Annotated in this window: 17 protein-coding genes and 7 tRNA genes; 14 read left to right on the top strand and 10 right to left on the bottom strand. The window is 45.5% G+C overall.

The genetic code is table 11. The features are described 5' to 3' along the window. Positions 1 to 41 precede the first annotated feature (41 nt). On the top strand, positions 42 to 791 hold the full coding sequence (locus V1358_RS04960) for a methyltransferase domain-containing protein (protein ID WP_347390866.1): 750 nt from the start codon (positions 42 to 44) through the stop codon (positions 789 to 791). Here the strand turns inward: V1358_RS04960 and V1358_RS04955 are convergent, their stop codons facing one another. Beyond that, complete coding sequence (locus V1358_RS04955; protein WP_347390865.1) at positions 792 to 1,589, bottom strand: MBL fold metallo-hydrolase; 798 nt, start codon at positions 1,587 to 1,589, stop codon at positions 792 to 794. 101 nt (positions 1,590 to 1,690) lie between these two features. Continuing rightward, positions 1,691 to 2,155, bottom strand: a complete 465-nt coding sequence (gene rnhA, locus V1358_RS04950; protein WP_347390864.1) for a ribonuclease HI — start codon at positions 2,153 to 2,155, stop codon at positions 1,691 to 1,693. 66 nt (positions 2,156 to 2,221) lie between these two features. On the opposite strand from rnhA, the gene dnaQ reads away from it, so the two are divergent. The 9 genes from dnaQ to V1358_RS04905 all read left to right on the top strand — a co-directional run bounded on the left by dnaQ (position 2,222) and on the right by V1358_RS04905 (position 5,142). Continuing rightward, complete coding sequence (gene dnaQ / locus V1358_RS04945; RefSeq protein ID WP_347392796.1) at positions 2,222 to 2,935, top strand: DNA polymerase III subunit epsilon; 714 nt, start codon at positions 2,222 to 2,224, stop codon at positions 2,933 to 2,935. Positions 2,936 to 2,959: 24 nt separating this feature from the next. After that, positions 2,960 to 4,321, top strand: coding sequence for a TIGR03503 family protein (locus tag V1358_RS04940; protein WP_440589874.1), 1,362 nt, complete (start codon positions 2,960 to 2,962; stop codon positions 4,319 to 4,321). Between the two features lie 100 nt (positions 4,322 to 4,421). Beyond that, positions 4,422 to 4,498: transfer RNA gene (locus V1358_RS04935), tRNA-Asp, on the top strand. A 24-nt stretch (positions 4,499 to 4,522) separates the two neighbouring features. After that, positions 4,523 to 4,599, top strand: a tRNA-Asp gene (locus V1358_RS04930). 26 nt (positions 4,600 to 4,625) lie between these two features. Then, a tRNA-Asp gene (locus V1358_RS04925) sits at positions 4,626 to 4,702 on the top strand. A gap of 30 nt (positions 4,703 to 4,732) precedes the next feature. Further along, a tRNA-Asp gene (locus V1358_RS04920) sits at positions 4,733 to 4,809 on the top strand. 39 nt (positions 4,810 to 4,848) lie between these two features. Continuing rightward, positions 4,849 to 4,925: transfer RNA gene (locus V1358_RS04915), tRNA-Asp, on the top strand. A gap of 35 nt (positions 4,926 to 4,960) precedes the next feature. Next, a tRNA-Asp gene (locus tag V1358_RS04910) sits at positions 4,961 to 5,037 on the top strand. 28 nt (positions 5,038 to 5,065) lie between these two features. Continuing rightward, positions 5,066 to 5,142, top strand: a tRNA-Asp gene (locus V1358_RS04905). Between the two features lie 142 nt (positions 5,143 to 5,284). Here the strand turns inward: V1358_RS04905 and V1358_RS04900 are convergent. Together V1358_RS04900 and fadE are read right to left on the bottom strand one after the other, a co-directional pair. Beyond that, complete coding sequence (locus V1358_RS04900; protein ID WP_347392794.1) at positions 5,285 to 7,216, bottom strand: S9 family peptidase; 1,932 nt, start codon at positions 7,214 to 7,216, stop codon at positions 5,285 to 5,287. Between the two features lie 170 nt (positions 7,217 to 7,386). Next, on the bottom strand, positions 7,387 to 9,843 hold the full coding sequence (gene fadE / locus V1358_RS04895; RefSeq protein WP_347392793.1) for an acyl-CoA dehydrogenase FadE: 2,457 nt from the start codon (positions 9,841 to 9,843) through the stop codon (positions 7,387 to 7,389). Between the two features lie 147 nt (positions 9,844 to 9,990). Here fadE and V1358_RS04890 point away from each other — a divergent pair, with 147 nt between their 5' ends. The 3 genes from V1358_RS04890 (at position 9,991) to V1358_RS04880 (ending at position 15,824) form a co-directional block, all read left to right on the top strand. Further along, positions 9,991 to 10,755: a class II glutamine amidotransferase gene (locus tag V1358_RS04890; protein ID WP_347392792.1), complete on the top strand. Its 765-nt coding sequence runs from the start codon at positions 9,991 to 9,993 to the stop codon at positions 10,753 to 10,755. Positions 10,756 to 10,875: 120 nt separating this feature from the next. Then, positions 10,876 to 13,116, top strand: coding sequence for a TonB-dependent receptor (locus tag V1358_RS04885; RefSeq protein ID WP_347392791.1), 2,241 nt, complete (start codon positions 10,876 to 10,878; stop codon positions 13,114 to 13,116). Positions 13,117 to 13,223: 107 nt separating this feature from the next. Beyond that, entirely contained in the window at positions 13,224 to 15,824 is a 2,601-nt protein-coding gene (locus tag V1358_RS04880; protein WP_347392790.1) for a 7TM diverse intracellular signaling domain-containing protein, read from the top strand. Here V1358_RS04880 and rsmS read toward each other — a convergent pair whose 3' ends face one another. The 6 genes from rsmS to dinG are packed head-to-tail and all read right to left on the bottom strand — an operon-like array spanning position 15,825 to position 20,666. Next, entirely contained in the window at positions 15,825 to 15,986 is a 162-nt protein-coding gene (gene rsmS, locus V1358_RS04875) for a pleiotropic regulatory protein RsmS (protein ID WP_347390855.1), read from the bottom strand. After that, positions 15,958 to 16,248, bottom strand: a complete 291-nt coding sequence (locus tag V1358_RS04870; protein ID WP_347390854.1) for a late competence development ComFB family protein — start codon at positions 16,246 to 16,248, stop codon at positions 15,958 to 15,960. Before V1358_RS04870 ends, rsmS begins: the two co-directional genes overlap by 29 nt. Before the next feature lie 53 nt (positions 16,249 to 16,301). After that, positions 16,302 to 17,213, bottom strand: a complete 912-nt coding sequence (locus V1358_RS04865; RefSeq protein WP_347392789.1) for a histone deacetylase family protein — start codon at positions 17,211 to 17,213, stop codon at positions 16,302 to 16,304. Further along, positions 17,210 to 17,818, bottom strand: coding sequence for a primosomal replication protein (locus V1358_RS04860; protein WP_347392788.1), 609 nt, complete (start codon positions 17,816 to 17,818; stop codon positions 17,210 to 17,212). Before V1358_RS04860 ends, V1358_RS04865 begins: the two co-directional genes overlap by 4 nt. Beyond that, on the bottom strand, positions 17,818 to 18,594 hold the full coding sequence (locus V1358_RS04855; RefSeq protein ID WP_347392787.1) for a TSUP family transporter: 777 nt from the start codon (positions 18,592 to 18,594) through the stop codon (positions 17,818 to 17,820). The genes V1358_RS04860 and V1358_RS04855 overlap by 1 nt, the downstream gene beginning before the upstream one ends. Beyond that, complete coding sequence (gene dinG / locus V1358_RS04850) at positions 18,594 to 20,666, bottom strand: ATP-dependent DNA helicase DinG (protein ID WP_347392786.1); 2,073 nt, start codon at positions 20,664 to 20,666, stop codon at positions 18,594 to 18,596. Before dinG ends, V1358_RS04855 begins: the two co-directional genes overlap by 1 nt. Before the next feature lie 153 nt (positions 20,667 to 20,819). On the opposite strand from dinG, the gene V1358_RS04845 reads away from it, so the two are divergent. Beyond that, positions 20,820 to 23,129, top strand: a complete 2,310-nt coding sequence (locus V1358_RS04845) for a DNA polymerase II (RefSeq protein WP_347392785.1) — start codon at positions 20,820 to 20,822, stop codon at positions 23,127 to 23,129. Positions 23,130 to 23,345 lie beyond the last annotated feature (216 nt).

Genomic DNA, 23,345 nt, shown 5'->3' with positions numbered 1-23,345 from the left:
TCTATATCGTAATCATATGACTAGTATAACGGGCTAATTGTGTGAAACCAGCACTGAGCTTACAAAGACATCCGCCACCCCATACGTGGTCGCAATTCCCACATGGTGAGTATTTGCAAAGCGATATCGAGCGCAAATTACAGCCTTGGTTGGAACGTATGTTTGGCTATCACATGCTTAAAATAGGCGATTTGAGCGTGCAGCTGGATACCTCGGCAAGCCCCATTAAGCATCAAGTGGGAGTGGCAGCGGATACGCCGCAGGCGGGCGTCATAGCAGAAGTAGATGAACTACCGTTTTACGAGGGGTCTGTCGATGCCTGCATATTGAGTTTGTGCCTTGAGTACAACACTGACCCGCATCATATCTTGCGTGAAGCGCACCGTACATTAATCGCAGGTGGGTATATCGTTATCACGGGGTTCAATCCGTTTAGCTTTTGCGGATTAGCCAGCCTGATCCCTTTTAGTCGACAAAAACTGCCTTGGAGCGGGCGATTCTTTACGCCGTCGCGGGTAAAAGACTGGCTTGATTTGCTTGGATTTGAAGTGATTGCGGATGAGCGTTTCGTCTATGCGTCTTTGGCAAGGGGCGCGAGATTATCTCGGTTTGCTCGCTGGCGCCGCTTTTGTAAACACTATCTCAAGCCAATGGGCAGTGTTTACATGCTGGTGGCGCGTAAACGCGTAACACCATTGACGCCAATTAAGCCAAAGTGGCACGCAAGACCAAGCTTTAAGCCTGCGATAAAGGGAGTTGAAGTCAGTCGACGTCAGCAAAGGCGGCGTTAGTTATATAACTAACGCACCTTGAAGATTAAATGGTACCGCGACATCCATCAGCCTAGGTTTACTTAACATGGCATCGCGTTGTAAACGCTGCTCAACAAAGCCTGAGGGCGTTTGTTGCAGGTGCACGTTTGCTTCTTTTTGTTCAGCGATGGTGCTATGAAAATCAAGTGCTCGGCCATTGGGTTGATAGTCGTGACACACCCATACCTTGGTTTGTTCAGGTAAAGCCAATAGTCGCGTAATTGAATCATACAACTGTTGCGCACTGCCATTGGGGAAATCACAACGTGCACTGCCAGAATCAGGCATAAACAGGGTATCACCAATAAACACGTTGCCTTCACAGTAAAGGCTAATGCCATCTGGAGTGTGCCCCGGTGTGGCAATTACTTTGATTTGGTATTCACCTAACGGCAAATATTCACCGTCCTTTACATGCACATCAAACTGCGAGCCATCCGTTGCTAAATCCAGACCATACATGGGCTTTAGAGTTGTTTGTACCTCTACGATATGTTCACTGACTACCGACTTGGCGTTGGTTTTACTGCGCAGATACGAACAAGCACTTAAATGATCAGCATGCACATGGGTTTCAATGAGCCAGCGTAAATTTAACTGGTGCTTTTCTATATAGGCGAGCAGGATATTGGCACTCGAATAGGTGACTGCAGCGCTGAGAGCATCGTAATCAGCAACGCTGTCGATGATGGCAGCTTCTTTAGTGTGCTCACAAAAAAGAATGTAACTCAGGGTGTTACTGGCGTCATGGTAAAAAGGAATGACCTTGAGTGACATAGCTATTCCATATTTTGTTATATTTTATAGCTAAACGTTATATACCAATCGCGACACTGAGTAAAGCAAGGCTAGGCACACATCCGTAGCCTTTTGTATCGCTAACCTTCATACCCGGTATCAGGGAGAAGGTTGTCGGACATCGCCGCCTCGCGCGCCAAATCGTCAACGATTTCATTTTCGTCGTGGCCACTGTGACCTTTTACCCAGCGCCATTGCATTGTATGTGGCTTGCATGCTGCATCGAGACGTTGCCATAGATCGACGTTCTTAACGGGTTGCTTGTTGGCTGTGCGCCAATTACGCTTTTTCCAGTTTTCAATCCAGCTTTCAATGCCTTGTTTTACGTACTGGCTGTCGGTTGTGATGGTTACTGAGCACGGACGTTTTAGGGACTCAAGAGCAACGATAGCAGCGAGTAACTCCATGCGGTTGTTTGTTGTTTTTTGATACCCCTGACTTAGCGTCTTTTGATGCTCACCATAGCGTAAAAGGATGCCATAGCCACCAGGGCCCGGATTACCTAAACACGAGCCATCGGTATAAATTTCTACGCTTTTTTGCACGCTTTACCTTGTTATTATGTACAATGAACCAAGCAGCAAAGATAGCAAATATGAGCGTAAACTGATATGGCGCAACGACAAATAGTACTGGATACAGAAACCACAGGTATTAATCCCAAAGAAGGGCACCGCATAATCGAAATTGGTTGTGTGGAGTTGGTAAATCGTCGTTTAACGGGCAATAACTTTCATGTTTACATCAACCCGCAGCGTGGTATTGAAGACGAAGCAATCGACGTTCACGGTATCACCACCGAGTTCCTAAAAGATAAGCCGTTATATCATCAAATCGCGGACGAGTTTCTAGAATACATTCGTGGTGCTGAGCTAATCATCCATAACGCACCGTTCGACGTGGGCTTTATGGACCACGAATTTGCCATGCTTAATCGTTCAATGCCTAAGACTGAAGATGTTTGTCAGGTCCTTGACACTCTCGCGATGGCCCGAAATATGCACCCTGGTCAAAAGAACAGCCTAGATGCGTTATGTCGCCGATACGATATAGATAACTCAAAACGTACGCTGCACGGCGCACTGCTGGATTCCGAGATCCTTGCTGATGTGTATTTGGCGATGACTGGGGGACAGAAAAAGCTGAACTTGGCGCAGAATACGGATCAGCAAAATGATGCCAACAAAGGGGGCATCATTCGTTTGGCAGACAACAGACCGCCACTCAATGTCATAAGCGCAAGCAACGATGAACTTGCAGCGCATGAGCAGCGACTCGACTTGGTAGCGAAAGAGGGCGGCAGTTGTTTGTGGCGCGGCGAATAACAAAAACGAACTAATGTAAGCGGAATAGAAAGTATGAGAAGCATCATCGGAATTTGTTTAATTATCTTCTTTTTTGGCTCGCCAGTGATGGCCAGCGAACAGGATAAGCTGACTATATTAGAAGATAATAATGAAATTCCTTTGTTCAATAACCGCTTTCGAATAGATCACGATATCGACAAAATCACCTTGTTGTTTTTCCGTCGTCAAGGTTCTCCCGCTGTCGTTTTAGTTCGTCCCGATGGCAGTAAAGTGTACGCTACTCAAGCCCTAAAAGACGATAAATTACAATGGCATGATGAGTTAAGCTACGACCTAATCGTGATGGAAACACCGATGCCAGGGCCTTGGCAGGTGGTTGGGCAAATCTTACCTGAAAGCAAAATTATGGTTATAGGTGATATCAGCCTTGAGGTTGATACCCTGCCAGCGATGTTATTCAGAGGGGAGATTATCAAGCTCACAGGCCGCGTACTGAATGATGGGCAAGAAGTTAAGATTGGCCATTTTCGCGAAGTCATAAAGATGCAAGTGGACTTTGTGAGCACAAATAATAATGACTACACAAACTTCGGCGCGGGGACAGAGCACGTCGCTGATTTTAAAGATGACGGGCGAGGTTTCGATGAACGCCCCGGTGATGCCATTTTTACTGGTGAGTTTCGCTTGGACTTTGCCTCTGGTGAATGGCGACCCGAAATCTCACTGACGACGCCGCTAATTCAGCGTAAGGTCGTGCAAGAGCCTGTTGTGGTAAAAGACCCGCCGTTGCAGTTTGAAGTCGTAGAGGGCGCTAAAGATGAAAGTCATGAGTTAGTGATCTCGTTTGATACGAGTTTGGTCGACCCAAGCAGTGTGCTGCTTCAGGGGCGTATTTTTTATCCCAATAACGATGAACAGGCCTTTTCACTGCCAGCGCAAGAGGGTGCCCAGCGAATCTTGAAGATAAGCAACTACGACTGGGGTCATTATTCCGTTGAAATGGATGTATTTGGTACTAATACAAACGGTCGAGAGTTTATGGCTACTTTGCCAGCGTACGATTTTTCCATCGCCCGCCCGATAGAAAAAGTGGTTGAGCTACCAGTTGGACCGTCACCCGAGGAGTTAGCACGAATACAAGAAGAAGCGCAAAAGGCAAAAGCGATGAGCTCAGGTTTATTTTATACCTTGGTGGCTCTGGGAAATGTGCTGATTTTGCTCTTAGGATGGGGGTTAATTCGTGTTTTGGTTTTGAAAAAAACGCTGTTTGGGAAGTTTAATTTGCTGTTTTGGCGGAAAAAACAACAATCGAAAAATGAGTCATCTGAAGTTAACTCGGATGGAAATGGGTCAAAAAATGGTAAATCAGGTGAAATTTTAAACCTTTCGATGTCAGATGACTAAAAAAGCCCTAAAATTTCAAAAAAACTGTTGACTCACCAAGGGGTGATTCGTATCATTCACGCCGCTGTCAGGGCACAGGCCTTGAGAGTTTGGATAACGCGGAGTGGTAGTTCAGTTGGTTAGAATACCGGCCTGTCACGCCGGGGGTCGCGGGTTCGAGTCCCGTCCACTCCGCCAATTATCCCAGTTTGCTTACTCTGTGGAGTGGTAGTTCAGTTGGTTAGAATACCGGCCTGTCACGCCGGGGGTCGCGGGTTCGAGTCCCGTCCACTCCGCCAGTCAAGCAAACACAATATTCCGTCGCGGAGTGGTAGTTCAGTTGGTTAGAATACCGGCCTGTCACGCCGGGGGTCGCGGGTTCGAGTCCCGTCCACTCCGCCATTCGGAATAATTAAAGAATATAAATACTGCGGAGTGGTAGTTCAGTTGGTTAGAATACCGGCCTGTCACGCCGGGGGTCGCGGGTTCGAGTCCCGTCCACTCCGCCACATTTATATCCTTTAGTACATGCAATTCAGCGCTTTTGCGGAGTGGTAGTTCAGTTGGTTAGAATACCGGCCTGTCACGCCGGGGGTCGCGGGTTCGAGTCCCGTCCACTCCGCCATTTAGCCTGATACCATGTACACACATCATTACTGCGGAGTGGTAGTTCAGTTGGTTAGAATACCGGCCTGTCACGCCGGGGGTCGCGGGTTCGAGTCCCGTCCACTCCGCCATTTAATGATGTACAATGCATACCACTGCGGAGTGGTAGTTCAGTTGGTTAGAATACCGGCCTGTCACGCCGGGGGTCGCGGGTTCGAGTCCCGTCCACTCCGCCATTTCAAAGCCTTGTCGGCACACCAATCTCAATAAACTTTACATAACGCTCTTATTCAACAGATGTTGATGCGTTCATTTCTTTAGTGTTTGTCTATGCATGAAAGCAGGCAGCTGGCGTATTACACCAGCCACCTAAGGCATTTATTCTGTGCCTTTGAGGTATTTATCTAGGAAAGAAACATAGGCATTTGATGCCGTGATGCGATTGGCGCGTTTTGAGAAACCATGGCCTTCATCGTCAAATAATACGTATTCAACTGGCACACCATTGGCTTTTACCGCTGCTACTAGCTCATCACTTTCTACTTGTAGTACCCGAGGGTCGTTTGCCCCTTGCACGACAAGCAATGGCTTAGTGATATTGTGTGCATGGAATAAGGGCGAGATTCGGCGGTGGCGTTGCTCATCCGTCGCGGGGTCACCCATTTCATCGTACAGCGATTTTTTGAAGCTTTCCCACCAAGGTGGAATCGACGTTAACGTACGAACCCAGTTGGTGACGCCAAAAATATTGATGCCGACTTCAAACTCTTCTGGCTCAAAGGCAAGTGCTGCTGCGGTCATGTAACCACCGTAACTGCCCCCCATAATGCCAATTTTGTCAGCATCGACCCAATCTAGCGTTTGCAGATGTTTTTTACCGAAGACGATATCTTGCAAGTCATCTTCACCGTGCTTTTTGTCATCAAGGTGAAAGAAGGTTTTACCGTAACCTGAACTCCCGCGGTTGTTCACTGCAAAAATAGCGTAGCCGTGATTAACTAAGTGCTGTTGCATGGCGCTGTAACCTGTGCGGCTCTGGCCACCAGGACCACCGTGCACCCAAATAAGGGCAGGCACTTTGTTGGTTGCAGATGCTTGCTTCGGTTTGTATAACACGCCAGGAATGGTTAAACCATCGAAGCTTTTAAAGCGTACGATTTGGCTTTCGACTAAGTCATTTTCATTAATTTCTTTGCTGAGACTACTCGTTAGGCGTTTAGCGTTGTCAGCGCCAATTTCCCACACATAAAGATTACGAGGGCTGGTGTCTGAACTCAGATAAAAAGACATGCTTTTTTCATCTTTACTGAACTCAACACCGCTGAGCGTGCCTTTCGGCACATTACTTGGGAGCGTTAATTGTTTGTTTGTCGCAGTATCAATAATCGATACCTTGGTGCTGGCATCGGCATTAACGCCACTTACCTGATATCGCCCTGATTCGGAAAAGCGCATAAAACTGATGTCCCAGTCGTCGGCTAACGCTAATGAGTGCTCACCGCTATCAAGATCATAGCGCCATAGCTGGCGGAATTCGCCTTTGGCGTTGGTGGCGTAGTAGAGGGACTTACCATCAACACTGAAACTCCACGCATTATACTGGGCGGGTTCTTCATGACGGCTTAAAATAGTAGGTTTGGCGATACGCTTTAAGGTATCAAGCAAATAAAAGTCACTGTCTCGGTTGCTGTGCGTTTTATTCAATGCCACAAATCGTCCATCTGGGCTGATCGCTGCCACGTTGAAACCGAGTTCGTTTTTATAAACTAGCTCTTTGGCAAAGGTCTTACTGTCGTATTTGTAGAGGTCCATGAACTTAGGGTCGCGTTCATTTGTCAGCACGAACAGTGTGTTGCCGTCTTTGCTAAAGCCTGCGAAACTTGCCCGTGTTTTTTCCCCTGGGGTTAGGTCGGTGACTGTGCCGTCAAGATTACGGACGAAAAGGTGATAAAGCTCATTACCGCCATTGTCACGGGTAAATAAGATTCTATCGTCATTAGGGAAATAGCCAACGCTGTATGTGCTGTCTTGGGACTGTGTTAGCTGGGTGCGTTCACCGGTTTTTGGGTTGACTTCGAAAAGATTGTAAATTCCTGTCTCATCAGAGCTAATCAATAGCTTTGATCCGTCTTTGTTGAAACTACTGCCTGTTAAACTCACCGTGTCGAAGAAGGTTTCAGCACTGTATGTTTGTATGGCATTTTGAACTTGTGTGGCAGAAGTCGCTTGTGAATCCGAGCTAGATTGGCAAGCACTGAGTGACAAAGAAACTGCGATGGCGAGGGCTACCGCAGTAAGTGGCTTATGCATTATTCTCATCCTTAAAGTTGTTATTATTGCGAATACAGTGTTTGTCGTAAGTCGGTTAATTGCAAGTATTTAGAGAATGATAGCGAAGCCTAAATTGTTAGCAGATTTATCTGGGGAATAAAAAAGCCGGCATATTTGCCGGCTTTGCTGTTTTTAAAAGTAACGCTCAATTAAGCTGCGTTGGATTTTTTGCTTGGGCGCTTGCGTGCCGCTTTGCCGGCCAACAAATCTGCTGGGTCGAAGTCATCGACGTTAATCACATCTAAACGCTGTTGCTCGACATCACGCAGGCGTTGCGCTTCGTCTTCAGTGAGTACACCCGCTTCAAGACCTTGCTCAGCAATTTTATCGAGCTGCATAAACGCAAGCTTCTTGCCGGTGGCACGACACACTTTGTCAAACAGAGGCTCCACTGCCAAAATGTCGCGTAATGCTTTTTCTTGGTTACCTAGCAGGCTGTATGGGCCTTCTGTAAGATAAATATTTTGCGATAAACGCTCGCGTGTCTCGTTTGGTGTTTGCAACAACTGAGCAATAACATGCTCTTGCTTATCAGTAGGCTTACGCACAGGGCGTCCCCACGGGAACAACACAATCTTTAATAGCCCGCGTAGGAACACAGATGGCATATTATTGATTAAGTCCGCTAGGGCGCGTTGACAGCGATACAGGTATTCCTGACACGCCCAACGAACCAGTGGTAGGTCTTCTTTTTTACGACCATCATCGTTGTAACGTTTTAACGTTGCTGACACCAAGTACAGGTAGCTAAGCATGTCACCTAGACGTGCTGAGATACGCTCTTTGCGTTTAAGTGAACCACCGAACACTGCCATACATATATCTGACATGAGCGCTAAAGAGGCACTAAAACGGGCAGCATCGCGATAGAACTCTGCGGTTTCATCCTTAAATGGTACAGACGTAAAGCGCGCACCAGTTAATGCTAACCACTTAGTGCGAACGAGGTTCGAAATGGTATAACCAATGTGGCCCATTAGTGCGTTATCGAATACATCCAACGCTTCTGCTTTATCTTCAATTGTGCAGGCGTTGAGTTCGGTGAGAACAAATGGGTGACAACGGATCGCACCTTGACCGTAAATGATCATGTTACGGGTTAGAATGTTTGCACCTTCAACCGTGATGGCAATTGGTGCGCCCTGGTAGCCACGACCTAAGTAGTTGTTTGGACCCAAACAGATACCTTTACCACCGTGAACATCCATCGCATGCATCGTTGATTCGCGCATTTGCTCGGTCAGGTGATATTTTAAAATGGCAGACACAACAGATGGCTTCTCGCCCATGTCTACCGCACCTGTTGACATTGAAACCGCAGCATCACTGGCGTAGGCGTAGCCACCGAGTTTTGCCATCGCTTCTTCAACGCCTTCCATTTTACCGATAGGTAGACGGAATTGACGACGAATTCGGCTGTATGAGCCGGTAGCAAGCGCAAGTGATTTAATACCACCCGTTGAATTAGAAGGTAAGGTGATAGCTCGACCTACAGACAAACATTCAACAAGCATGCGCCAACCTTGTCCCGCCATCTTCGGGCCACCGATAATGTAATCAAGGGGCACGAAAACATCTTTACCTTTGGTTGGACCATTTTGGAAAGGTACGTTCAATGGGAAATGGCGACGACCAATTTCCACGCCTTCCATATCGGTTGGGATCAGTGCACAAGTAATGCCTAACTCTTTTTCATCACCCAGTAACCCATCAGGGTCTTGGAGTTTAAAGGCCAGACCCAAAACAGTCGCAACCGGCGCAAGCGTGATGTAACGCTTATTCCAAGTTAAGCGAATACCGGTGATTTCTTCGCCGTTGAATGTGCCTTTGCACACCACGCCATAATCAGGAATCGCACTGGCATCAGAGCCAGCTTCAGGTGAAGTAAGGGCAAAACACGGAATTTCTTCACCGCGTGCAAGGCGAGGAAGGTAATGATCTTTTTGCTCTTGCGTACCATAGTGTTGCAGTAATTCGCCAGGGCCTAAAGAGTTAGGTACCCCCACGATTGAAGACAACAATGTCGACTTACTCGTTAATTTTTGCAACACGCATGACTGCGCGTAAGCAGAGAATTCCAAACCACCGAATTCTTTTTTGATGATCATGGCAAAGAATTTATTATCTTTTAGATATTGCCACACATCTTGCGGTAAATCGGTCAGTTCGTGGGTTGCTTCCCAGTCGTCGAGCATGGCACAAACTTCTTCAACAGGGCCGTCAAGAAAGGCTTGCTCTTCTGCACTGAGTTTTGGTGCAGGAAACTGGTGTAGCTTTTTCCAATTTGGGTTACCACAGAATAAATCTGCTTCCCACCAAGTTGTGCCCGCATCAATAGCTGACTTTTCAGTGTCAGACATTGTTGGGGTTACTTTTTTGAATGCTTTAAATAGCGGTTGAGTGATATATTGTTGGCGCAGTGTCGAAACAGACAAAGGCACAGTAATAATTAAGAACAACACCCAGCTTATAAAGCCAAATGCGCCAGCAAAGGTGCCTATCACCATAGTTGCCACCGCAAGACCTAAACAGGTATTGTAACTAGCTCTGTTGTAGCTGGCGTATGACAGTACAACGATGAGCGCGAGTAAAAACAGAAGTGTCATAATCTTATTCCTTGTTAGAGGTCTGACCACTAGCGTGTAGATTAGCGTTACTCTTTTGGGGTTGCAAGCCCTTAACCTTAATTATAGGGTGCGAATTAAAGGTCTGTTTACCTTTGGAATTTTTTTTATTGTGGTTTAGGAGTCCTCGTGTGTGAACTGCTTGGCATGTCAGCCAATGTCCCCACTGATATTTGTTTTAGTTTTACCGGTTTATTAGAACGCGGCGGCAATACAGGTCCGCACCGAGATGGTTGGGGAATAACCTTCTATGAGGGCAAGGGATGTCGCTCATTTAAAGACCCTTTACCTAGTTGTGAATCGGAAATTGCGAAGCTAGTTAAAGCGTACCCAATAAAAAGTAAGTCGGTAATAAGCCATATTCGACAGGCAAATCGCGGTAAAACGTGTTTGGAGAACACACACCCATTCACGAGAGAATTGTGGGGTCGAGAGATCACGTATGCCCACAATGGTCAGTTGTCGAACTACAAAGATTTAAAGCCGAATTATTATCAGCCGGTAGGTAGCACTGACAGTGAACTGGCTTTTTGTTGGCTATTAGACAAAATTCGCGAGAAATACCCAAGTAAGCCTAGCAGTATGGCAGTTGTGTTTAGGTATGCCGCAAAACTCGCACACCAATTACGAGACAAAGGAGTTTTTAACATGCTCCTGACAGACGGCGTTTATGTCCTTGCCTATTGCACCAACAACTTACACTGGATCACTCGGCGAGCACCATTTGGTAAAGCAACGCTCATTGACGCGGATATGGTGATTAACTTTCAAGAAGAAACCACACCAAACGATGTGGTGACAGTGATTGCCACTCGTCCACTTACCAACGATGAACGTTGGAACAAAATGCTCCCTGGTGAATTTGCGTTATTTAAACTCGGTGAGAAACTGTAAAACTAATTCAGAATGTATCCTTAACAAACAAAAGTGTGAACTTACAAACAGATTCACTATATTTAGCGCTTAATGCTCTATACTTTATAACAACAATAATACAGGGGTGGGCTCATCAGCATGGGTCGTAAATTGCCATTAAACGTAGCGATACTTGCTGCGCTGAGTGTTTCTTCGGCGCATGTTTTTGCCGATCCTAAAAATGATGATTTAGAAGTTATCGAAGTCTACGCACAAAAAAGAGCGCAGCCGGCCGATGATGTGGGTATCGCTATTAGTGTGGTGTCCAGCGAGGATATAGAAAACCGCAATATTAAAGACACCACGGATATAGCGCGCTTTTCTGCTAACGTAAAAATGTCTAAAAACGCAGCCGAAGGGACGCCGCCAGCTATCAACATTCGCGGTGTGGGCTTATTAGATTATAACACCGCTAACACTTCCCCCGTCGCTGTCTATATCGATGGCGTAGCAAGTGGTTCAGCAAACCACCAAGTCGCCAATTTTTATGACATTGAACAAGTTGAAATCCTAAAGGGCCCGCAAGGCACCTTGTTCGGGCGCAATAGCACAGGTGGTGCGATATTAATTCGTAGTAAAAAGCCCCAATTTGAAGATTCAGGGACCCTTAGTGCAAGTTTGGGTTCTGACCAATGGCGTGGCCTTGAGTTTATTGGAAATAAGCAGTTAAGCGACGAACAAGCACTGCGCTTTGCGTTAAAACATCAAAAGTACGATTACACTACACACAACATCAATGACGCTTACCCCGAAGCAGGTATGGAGCAAAATGATCTGCGTGTCAGTTATTTAGGTTATTTTGATTCACTGCAATGGTATGTCAAAGGACAATATTCGCACTGGAATGGCTTGAGCCAGCCAGTGGGCAACATTGGGGTGATAAATCCACTAACGGGTGGCATGTGTACGCCATCTCAAGTCAATGCGGGGGATTGTACAGATGCGTTTGGGTTTAAAGCACAGTCTGACGATTTTTGGGCTGTTGAGGTTAACAATAACAATGAGCACGATACCGAAAGTTTCAACTTTAATAGTACGTTAGAGTGGGAATTAAGCTCCTTTAGCAGCCTCATTTGGGTGTTAGGTGCCGCCGACCTCAAACGCCAGCACGGTTTTAACTGTGATGGTTCTCCGTCACGCTTGTGTGAAGGAAACCTAGGGCTGGATACTCAGTCTTGGAGCAATGAATTTCGCTGGCAATATGAAACACAGAGCATGTTTACTACCTTGGGTGTATATCAGTTCTCTGAGCGAATTGAACAGCTCAATTACAATGACTTGCTGCGAGATTTCCGTGGAATTTTACCCGCTTCTGTTACCGCGCAATTTTTTTATGATAATGAAATCGATACGGATGCCTTAGCACTTTTCGCACATAGCCAATGGCAGATAAATGATCAATGGGCGCTATTAGGGGGGCTTCGCTTTGGTGATGAGGAGTTTGATTACACGACTCGTTCAACATTAAACGTCCCTATCCCTCAAGCGCCTAATGAAAGTGTTAACCTCCCTTACTATGATTTATCTGGGGTAGAATCAGACACCTCTGTATCAACAAGTGTGGGGGTGAATTACACGCCAAACGATGAGACTTTAATTTATTACCGATATGCGGATGGCTACAAAAGCGGTGGTTATAATGGCGGTTTCTTAACCAGTGAAGAGCAGGCCCGCAATGCCAGTTATGGTCCAGAGCAATTAAAAGCCCATGAAATTGGTGCGAAAGTTACCTTGCCAGAATTGAATTTGAACCTTGAAGCCGCTGTATTTCATTATCAGTATGACGACCAGCAAGTATTCATGAATCAACCGGCTGAAGATCCACAACAGCCACCGCTACAATTATTAGAGAATGTAGCGAGCTCTGAAATATCGGGTGCAGAATTCACTTTGGACCTGCGACCATCAGATGCATGGCATGCTCAGCTTGGTGTGGGCTATATTCCCAATGCCGAGTTTGATGAATACACCGACCCTTTGGGTAACACCTTAACCGACAATCGACTACCTTTTACTTCGAAATGGAATGTCAGTGGCTCATTGAGTTACCTAGTAAATATGGAACAATCGCGGTTCCAGGCTGGTATCGCGTTTGATTACCAATCTGACTATTACTTTGACCAAAACCAAAATCCTATTGCGAAACAAAGTGACTATACTTTGTGGGACACGTATGTTGTATATGATCGTGGTCCATGGCAAACCAGAGCCTGGGCAAATAATGTGTTTGACACTCAATACAGCAATTTGAAATTCGATTTGACTCAATTTTTAGGAATGCTCGAAGATTTTAAAGGAGAGGGTCGGCGTTTTGGTGTTGATGTGACTTATTCTTTTTAAACTACTGAGCGGTTTGCATTACAGTGATTTGGAATACTATAAAAACAAAAATACTGAGTCATCTGTTTCTTGTCTTCTTTTATCTAAGCAGCGCCCATTCTTATGCAATGGCGACGCTTACAGACGACTCTGAATCATTTGCCATACAAGAGCATCATGGCTTTTATCAAGCCTTGCAAAGTACGCGTTTCCCAGACAACAGAGACGATTTAGACAATTGGCTAAGAAGTCTAGATAAAAAGGACAAACCGTCTTTATTCGGCGGACGTTTTTTCACGTATTTTGAAGTTGAGAACAACAGTTCCACCCACCAATGGGTTTATTCACCATACAATATTGTTGCTTCGAGCATTGTCACACAAGTATACACCAGTGATGGAGTTGCGCGTTTTGAAGGAGGTGAGCAGCACCCGTCAGAATACCCATTTCACTATGGCCATGCTATTGAAATACCTGCTAACGAAAAAGTGCTGATCGTGAGTTTGTTTGTCAGTGATGCGTTTTACACACCGCCAAAACTTAAATTAGTAAAAGCAGCATCTTTTGATCAACAAGTTATTTGGGACAACCTTATCATCACCCTTTGTTTTGGCGTGGGCTTGGTTCTAGGGCTTTATAACCTACTGATATACATAGGGTCGAAAGACCGGACTCATTTATACTATGCCGTGTTCACTGTATGTTGGTTGTTTGCCTGGAGCCACTTCTTCCACATCCCAAGCCAACTGTTTCACGCTGATTTGTATACTTGGCATTGGATAGGGTTCATTTTAATCCCCTTAACCAATACTTTGTTTTACGTCCATCTTTTGCGCTTGTATGAGACCCATCCGCGCTTTGCTCATTTTGCCATCACTTACTCATGGTTAGCGCTCATTGGTATCCCTTTGAGTATGCTATCTCCCGGAGCTGGCTTTATTTGGGCGACTATTTCGACTGGCATAGCCTTGTGTTTGGGTGTGTATATCGGTGTTACCCGCCTTATTCAGGGGTTTAAACCTGCTCGTTATTTTGTTCTTGCCTATTTGGCTATGGCCTTACCCAATATGGTTGGCAACCTAACTAACTTAGGCTTACTGCCAACAGTTGAAGTGAACCTGTACAAATATGGACTGATTGGTATGGCTCTTGACGCCTTGTTACTTGCGTTTGCATTGGCTGATAAGTTTCGCCTAGTCAACCAAGCGAATGTCGAATTGACCAAGAACCTTGAAGTCAAAGTGCAAGAGCGCACCAAAGAGTTGGAAGTGTTAGCCACTGAGCTCAGAGATGCCAGTGAAGCGAAAAGTCGATTTCTTGCCAATATGAGTCATGAAATTCGCACCCCAATGACATCAATTATTGGTTATGCAGATGGCTTGATGTTGGGCGATATTAAACCAAATGAATACTTACAAGCTAATCGCATCATTGCTCAAAATGCTCGTCATGTATTAGGACTTATCAATGATATTCTTGATATGTCTAAAATTGAAGCAAATAAGCTAGAGGTTGATAAAAGCCCGATTAAGCTGTTTTCAATTATTAGTCAGGTCGAATCCTTGTTAGGGAAGCAAATCCGCGATAAAGGGTTGCAGTTTAACCTCAATTACCATTTTCCCTTGCCTGAAGTCATCATCACCGATGCTAATCGCTTACGACAAATTCTGCTGAATTTAACCGCAAACGCGCTGAAATTTACGACTGTGGGTCGGATCACCATTGATGTGCGTGTTCATAACGAACGCCTAAAAATTGATGTAAAGGACACAGGGATTGGTATGAGCGTGGATGAACAAGAGCAATTGTTTGAAGCTTTTTACCAAGCAGACTCAACCATTTCACGTAAATACGGTGGCACAGGCCTTGGCCTTAATATATCTAAAACGTTAGCGCAAAAGCTTGGTGGCACTATTACCGTAAAAAGCGCGATAGGGCACGGCACCATGTTTACCGTTGATCTGACCCTTGAAGTGCCCGAGCAAACGAAGTGGGTCGACAACTACAAGAACGCATTCGAGCCCGAGCAAGAGCCTCCCGCACCGGTACTTGACAACTCTTTGAATGGCAATGTGTTACTCGCTGAAGACCATCCCGACAATGCGGTATTACTCACTCGCATTCTGGAGCGTATGGGGTTACAGGTTACAGTGGTTGAAAATGGCCAAGAAGCAGTATCACAGGCGTTGAGCCAAGAGTTTGATTTAATCTTGATGGATATTCAAATGCCCATTATGGATGGTGAACAGGCATTGTCGTTTATTCAATCTATCGGCTGTGCTACGCCGGTTATTGCGCTCACTGCGAATACTATGAGCCATGAGGTCGAACGCTACAAGAAACTTGGTTTTTGTGATCACCTGAGCAAGCCCGTTGATAGACAACAATTTTGCTCGAAGATCGCACATTATTTGTCGCTTCCACCACAATTTGACATCGACCTACCTGCGGCCGATATGAAGGCGCTAAAAGAGCAGTACATCCGAGGCTTAGAACCACAGCGAATCAAGATGCAAAACCAGTTAAGTTATGGCGATGCGGATGGCATCCGAAAGTCGATACACGCTATCAAGGGCAGTGCTTCAATGTTTGGTTGTGAAACTTTACAAGAACTGGCGAACCAAGCAGATCAGGCAGTCAAAGAAGGAGATAAGGAGAGAACGAAGCGATTGGGTGAAGAAATGATAGAACACATGCTGTCGCTTTCACAACAATGTGATGCATGTTAATTAAGTCGATTCGATCCGATTCAATAAATCACGCTTCACTATCTCGATAGCGCTTAGAGCGATATGAGGGTCAATGTCATGCTGCTCTAAGAGCATTATGAGATCCACGGCCAACTTCACGTCTTCTGGTGCGCTATCTAGGGGTCTGTCGGTATTCTGCATCGGTTCCTCGTTGTGAAATTAAACTTCTTGCTACCTCGATTGCAGCGGCTGCTCTGTTTTGCATTTGCTCCGCTTCATTGATCGATAAGTAAAATGCCATATCCACATCAGAGCGAATATATCTAGGCGGAAGTTGATTTAATGCTGTGCAACACAAGTCTGCCAATAGGTTGCTATCGTACATCTGATGTAACTGTTGGCGGATGACTTCTTCTGTTACCAGCTTTTCGTAATAGTTATGAACATCATCATAGAATGACATAAGAATCGTCTACCTGAGCTATTGCCTACTTAATTATCATAGTTCACAGGGAGTTACTTTTCACCGTAGCATTGGTGGGCAGCACGTAAAAGTTGCCAATGAGCCTCGATTACACCATTAACGTTGCGTTGATAGCCACCTCCTAACACACAAGCCAACGGAATATGGTGTTGCAATGCGCTGTTCATAACCATTTTGTCACGCGCTAAGACGCCTTCTAAAGTGAGTGAGAGCACCCCTAATTCATCTTCGTGAACTACATCAGCGCCAGCATTGTAGATGATGAGATCTGGCGTATGCAGGCGAATAACCAAGTTCAAAGCTTGCGCTAGCGTTTCTAAGTAGTGTTCGTCCCCACAGCCCTTTTGCAGAGCGAAGTCATAGTCAGAGTGTTGTTTGAGGCGAGGGAAGTTCTGCTCAGCATGCAACGACAGCGTGATGATATCCTCATCGTGCGCCAAAATCGCCGCGCTGCCATCTCCTTGGTGTACGTCTAAATCGACTATCAGCACCTTATCGACACGCTGTTCATTGACTAAGCATCGAGCGGCGATTGCAGCATCATTGAAGATGCAGTAACCACTGCCATAATCGGCAAACGCATGGTGATAGCCACCGCCAAGATTTATGGCAAATCCTGAGCTTAAGGCTTCCTTTGCAGCGCCGATGGTATTGCCCACGGATTGCAAGGTTCGCTTGACCAGTTCTTCACTGTAAGGAAAACCTATGCGCTTTTGTGCTTTGCTCTCTAAACAGCCGTCTAGGAACTGTTGTACATATATTGGTTCATGGACCAAGTTAATCTGCTCTAACGAAGCGGGCGGGGCACAACAGGTTTCTAGGTAAGCACTTAGCTCGTCATTCGCACACACTTTGTCGTACAAACGTTGATATTTGCTAATGGGAAAGCGATGGTGTGCAGGAAGTGCTAATTGGGAATAGATTGGGTGGTAGAAAAGTTTCATCGGCCGTGATGTTTTTGCGCAAACTCAATACGTTCTTCGACTGCACCAATGGCTTTACGGCAGCGACCCAAGCGCGCATGCAACGCCAATATTTCTTTGTTTAGTAATGCTGCTTGTTCGGCATTGGCTTTATCTAGCTGTTGCTTACGCTCGTTTATCATTAATTCCAAGCGGCGCTCGAATTCATGATTTTGTGCTAACTCTTGATAAAGCTCATTGGCGGGTTTGATGATTTGTTGCACCGCTTTTTGATACTTTTTCGCGCGAGCGGTCGGAGTATTTTCTTTTTCCCAAACAGGGGTCGCTTTAAGCACTTTTACTATCGCTTCAATTTGTTCACTTAAATGCGTGACGGCAAACGTAAATTGGTGTCTAGCATCTTGAAATTTGCTGTTTGAGAGGCGAGCAAGTTGCTGTTGAGCTTCATCAACATAATCTACCAGTAGCATGCTCTTAGTGGTAAAAACAGAGCGTTCAAACAGTGAATGCTGAGCTTGCATATAACGGTTTTTCGCAAACCATTTGGCCTTATCAAATTGCTCTGCATCGGCGCGTAAGCGCGTCAACTGTTGCTGCAATTTGGCTAATGCGCGCTCACTGTTCATTAAAAGTATGCCTCATAAATAAGCTTGAGCGCGAGAATGATCACCACGGTATTAAATACTGGGCGTATCACTTTTGAACCAAAGCGAATTGCTGAATGTGCGCCAAGCCATGCACCCAACATCAAAAATACACCCATAGTGATACCCAAGAGAAAATTGACATGCCCTAGGGCTACAAAGGTAATCAGTGAAACGAAATTACTGACGAAGTTCATTGAGCGGGCTAACCCACAATTCAACAGTAAGTTCATTTTGTACAACACGCTGTTGGATGCTGTCCAAAATGTACCAGTCCCTGGGCCTGCAACGCCGTCAAAAAAGCCCAAGCCTAGCCCTTGAAGCCATTGCTTCAAGCGTAACATAGGCGTGAGTTGAGGCAGTGTGTCACTTTGTTCAGGGCTGAGTTTGCCAAACAATGAGTAAATGGCAACTGCGATGATGACGACAGGAATAAGTTTGTTAAGAAACTCGATACTAAGCTTATCAACGATTAATGTACCTATACCTGCACCAATGGCCGTTGCGATAATGGAACCCGCCCAAAATTTTGGGTCAAATAAGCGCTTGCGATAATACGTTACGCTGGCCGTCAGTGAGCCGAAGCTGGCTGCTAATTTGTTAGTACCAAGCGTCAAATGAGGCGGCAATCCCGCTGTGAGCAGGGCCGGAACTGTAAGCATGCCACCACCACCGGCGATTGCGTCAATGAAACCGGCTGCAAGTGCCACTGCACATAAGATTGCCCACGTTGAAGGGTCGATGGCTAATTCAAACATTAGTAGTCAATTTGTCTTTTAAAAGGGGGCAAGGTATCCAGCATCGCTTTACCATAACGCTTGGTGACTAATCGTCTGTCGTATATGGTAATGCGACCACTGTCGCGTTCTTTGCGCAGCAGTCTACCACAGCTTTGTACTAATTTCTTTGCTGCATCTGGCACTGTAATCGACAAAAAAGGATTGCCACCTTTGCTTTGTACAAACTCAGCCTGTGCCTCTTCAATCGGCGACGTGGGCACAGCAAACGGAATTTTTGTGATCACTAAGTTAGTTAAATAATCCCCCGGCAGGTCGAGACCTTCGGAAAGGCTTTGAGTACCAAATAAGATGCTACCTTGACCGTCATCGACGCGGCGTTTGTGTCTGCGGATCAGAGCATCTCGAGAAATTTCTCCTTGGATGAGCAGATCCCACCCCCGTGCTCGTAGGCGCTCCGCGACATGTTGCATTTGCCAATATGAAGCGAACAATACGAGATTAGCTTTGGATTTATCTAAACAGTCGGGCAGTGCCTTTACAAGAAAATCACTGAAGGCTTTGTCGGTCGGTTCACATTCGGTTTTTGGAATGTGTAACACCGCTTGATTAGGGTAATCAAACGGAGAAGGCACTTTAATAAACTTAACCCCTTCTTCACCGCGCAGACCGCTTTCGTGGGCGAAATGCTCAAACGAGCCTAGTGCAGTTAATGTGGCTGAACACAACACCGCTCCTGCACATTCACGCCACAGTTTATCTTTTAGATAAAAGCCCACTTCAATGGGACAATCACTAAGCAGATAATCGTGATGGTTTTTATATTCCATACGCTTTATCCACCGAGCATGGGGAACACTTTCGGTGTTGCGGCTATAGCTCGACCACAGCTTATATAATGTCTCCAGACGTGCGATGTACTGACCACTTTCGGCCAAGATTGGATCCGCTATAAAGGGTTTTACATCGCCATCATTCACATCGCTGCTAAGTGCTTCGTGCATTTTGTTCAACGTTCTCAGTGCTGTCTTAGCCGCTTCGCTGATGTCTTTCGCTTGAACCGTGAGTTGCTCTGGTAACAAACCATGCGAAAAGCGATAAGTCTGATCCTCACTGTATTGATAATCCGCGCCATCGAGCATGGTTAATACTGCTTTATGGCCACGAGCGACATCGTCCAGCGCATCATTGAGCTTGAACTGACTACCAGAGGCACTGGCACTGAAGATAGCTTGCGCCATTTTGCCGCTAAACTTTAACAGTTTTTCCAACCAGTCTTGGGTGCCTTTAATCGTTGCTGCTGCCGACGAAAAATCGCGAGTAATGTGTGCGAGGTGGTGCGCTTCGTCTATGACATAGATGCAGTTGTCAGGCTCTGGCAGGATTACGCCGCCACCGAGTTCTAAATCCGCTAGTAGCAAACTGTGGTTTGCTACTAATACGTCCATCTGCGCTATTTTTTGACGCGCTAGGTGGAACGGACATGTTTGGTGGGCCTTCATCTGGCGTTGGCAAGAATGTTTATCACAGGCGATGAGGTGCCATACTCTATCGGGGATCACATCGGCCCATGAGTCTCTATCACCATGCCACTTTTTCTCACTATAAGCTTGGTGCAATTGTTTCAGGCACTTTTGTTCCATGTCGCTAAGCGGAGAGGTCAGGGTAGGCATTAGCGCCATCTGCTGTTGGTCACCATTGACGGCATTTTCCAGCTTATGGGCGCAGATATAACGGCCTCGGCCTTTTACCAGGTCATAACTAAAGGTTAAACCACTGTGTTCGGCAAAGAAGGGCAACTCTTTATAAAGTAGCTGCTCTTGTAAGGCGACTGTCGCGGTTGAGATAACCAGTTTTTTGTTGGCTTTAAGCGCAACGGGCAGTGCACCTAAACAATAAGCAAGCGACTTACCTGTACCCGTACCCGCTTCAATCACGCAAATATGTTGCTTTTTGTGGTATTCGCCGCTGAGAGTTTTTGCAATCTCAGCCACTAGGTAGTTTTGGCTCGAGCGAGGCGTGTAATCATCTAAGCTTTCAGCGATCCGCTGATGGGCATTACGAATAGTCTTTTTTAACGGATCTGAAAGCATTTAATGACTTATGTATAAATTTACAGTGCCTTCATTTTAGGGGCACAGAGACTTAGACTCAAGCGCTTATGTTCAAGCGTATGCAAACTCAGCTTTAATTATCGCAGGGCTGCGGTAAACTGGCAGCATTAAATCGTATTAAGTGATTGTGTCGTGTCAGTATCCGCCGGATTTATTTTGTCTATGCAAACTCAGCAGCGCCGAGAAGGCATTTGCTTTGTAACTTGGCTGGCGACTGATAACGGGCCTTTAAAAGTGGTATCTGAACCGCAAAAAGGCGTGTTTTTCGTACCACAGTCGCAGAGTAGCCAGGCCAATTCGATACTATCTGGGCATGCCTTGGAGCCCTGCTCCCGATCCCTGCCTTTAAAAACATTCGCCGATGAGAACGTCACCGCACTGTATTTTAATAAGTTACATGACTATTACAGTGCTCGCGACTTGCTTAAAGAAGAAGGTCTTCGTTTATATGAAGACGACATCAGAATGCAAGAGCAGTATTTGATGGAGCGCTTTATTCGTGGTGGCGTATGGGTGAGAGGTACCCCCAGTGCTTTAGAGGCTAGTACGCTATTGGACGGCCAGTTTAAAGCGAATGATCTTTACACTCCTCGTTTATCCGTTTTATCACTTGATATCGAGTGCAGCGGTGACGGTATTCTTTATAGTGTCGCTCTAGCAAATGATGATGTTCACACGGTTATTATGATTGGTGAGCCAACACCAACCGCGGAGCCTTGGCTGGAGTTTGTTGAAGATGAGGTGGCGTTATTACGCAGACTTTGTGAATTAGTGACGCGATACGATCCGGATTTAATCATAGGTTGGAATGTCGTTGACTTTGACTTTCAACTTTTATGTTATCGCGCCCAGCAATTAAATATCCCCCTCATCTTGGGGCGAAATAACGAAGCTGTAAACTGGCGTGGAGGCAAAGTAAATAAGCTGTTGGTGCCTGGTCGAGCGGTGCTTGACGGCATAGATATGCTCAAAAATGCCACGTATCATTTTTCAAGTTACAGTTTGGATAACGTCGCGCAAGAAGTGCTAGGCGAAAAGAAACTCATCGATAATGATGACAAACTCGCCAAAATCGAACAGATGTTTTTGCAGGACAAAGAGCGTCTAGCGCAATACAACCTCAAAGATACGCAATTAGTTTTGGCTATCTTTAAAAAACTAGAGCTGGTTGAGTTCGCAATTGCAAGGACGAAGCTGACGGGATTACCGCTTGAAAGGCTAGGAGGCTCAGTCGCAGCATTTACAAATTTGTACTTACCGCATCTGCATCGTAGCGGATATGTCGCACCGAATATGGCGGAGCATGGATTAAGTTTTGATAGTCCAGGTGGCTACGTTATGGATTCAACCCCCGGCCTATACGAGAACGTAGCGGTGTTGGATTTTAAAAGTCTTTACCCCAGTATCATTCGTACTTTTTGTATCGACCCCCTAGGTCTTATTTTGGGTCTAAAAGACTCTGAAGCGAGCATCGAGGGCTTTAATGGCGGGCATTTTGCCCGCACTGGACACCATTTACCTCAGTTGGTGGGGGACTTAGCCTTGGCACGTCAACAGGCCAAAGATGTTGGCGACCACCATCTGCAACAAGCTATAAAAATTATCATGAATAGCTTGTATGGGGTGCTAGGTTCAAAAGGCTGTCGATTTTACGACCCTCGACTCTCTAGCTCGATCACCTTACGTGGTCACCAAATTATGCAAACCACGAAGCAGTGGCTGGAGGAAATGGGGGCGACAGTGATATACGGAGATACGGACTCAACCTTTGTTGCTCTGCCTAATGATTTAGATGAGCAACAAAGTCATGAAATGGCGTCTCAATTAGTCTCAGCTGTTAATAACAAATGGCAGCAAAAGATACATGACGAATACGGTGTTCAAAGTTACCTAGAACTGGAATATGAGAGTTTATATCGACCTTTTTTAATGCCTAAAGCACGGCACAAAGATATTGGCAGTAAAAAGCGCTATGCGGGTTTGCTAGTGCAAGCTGACCACAAGTTGATATTTAAAGGGATGGAGTCAGTGCGTTCAGACTGGACAGAATTGGCGCGAGAATTCCAGACTAAGCTGTTTTTAGCTTTGTTTACGCAACAGAACCTCAATGAAGTGGTTGAACAATATGTTAATGAATTGCAAGATTTGCATGATGTTAACCGTGTTACTTACCGCAAAAGACTCGGAAAAAACCCAGACCAATATATCAAAACAATTCCTCCGCATGTTAAAGCAGCTCAAAACTCACCAAAAAAGTTTACCAAAGGCGATTGGGTTGATTACGTTATAACTCTCAAAGGCCCAGAGCTCGTCCCACCTAAAACAGCGCTCGATCTTGAGCATTATCTTGAAAAGCAGCTGACTCCTATTGTTGAAGACTTAAGAAGCGTAGGCATCGCAATTGAACTTAGTAAGACTCACGGACAGTTTTCACTGATTTAACAAAAATATTGCGTTATTGATGACAATCGCCTTTTTTTGTACCTAAATATGGTCAAGTTATTGTTTTTAAAGGCTTAAAATTGATAGTAAATATAAACTTTATGTATTTTGTGTGTTTTTTTGTGCTCTCAATGTTAATTTGCTGTTGACCGTTATTTCGCAAATTGTTTAGTATCTTCCATAGAGACGTATTTTGTTACGTTTTTGAAATAGTTG

The sequence above is a fragment of the Pseudoalteromonas pernae genome (assembly GCF_039831865.1).
Classification (GTDB): domain Bacteria; phylum Pseudomonadota; class Gammaproteobacteria; order Enterobacterales; family Alteromonadaceae; genus Pseudoalteromonas; species Pseudoalteromonas pernae.
This window is presented reverse-complemented; position numbering and strand designations above follow the sequence as displayed.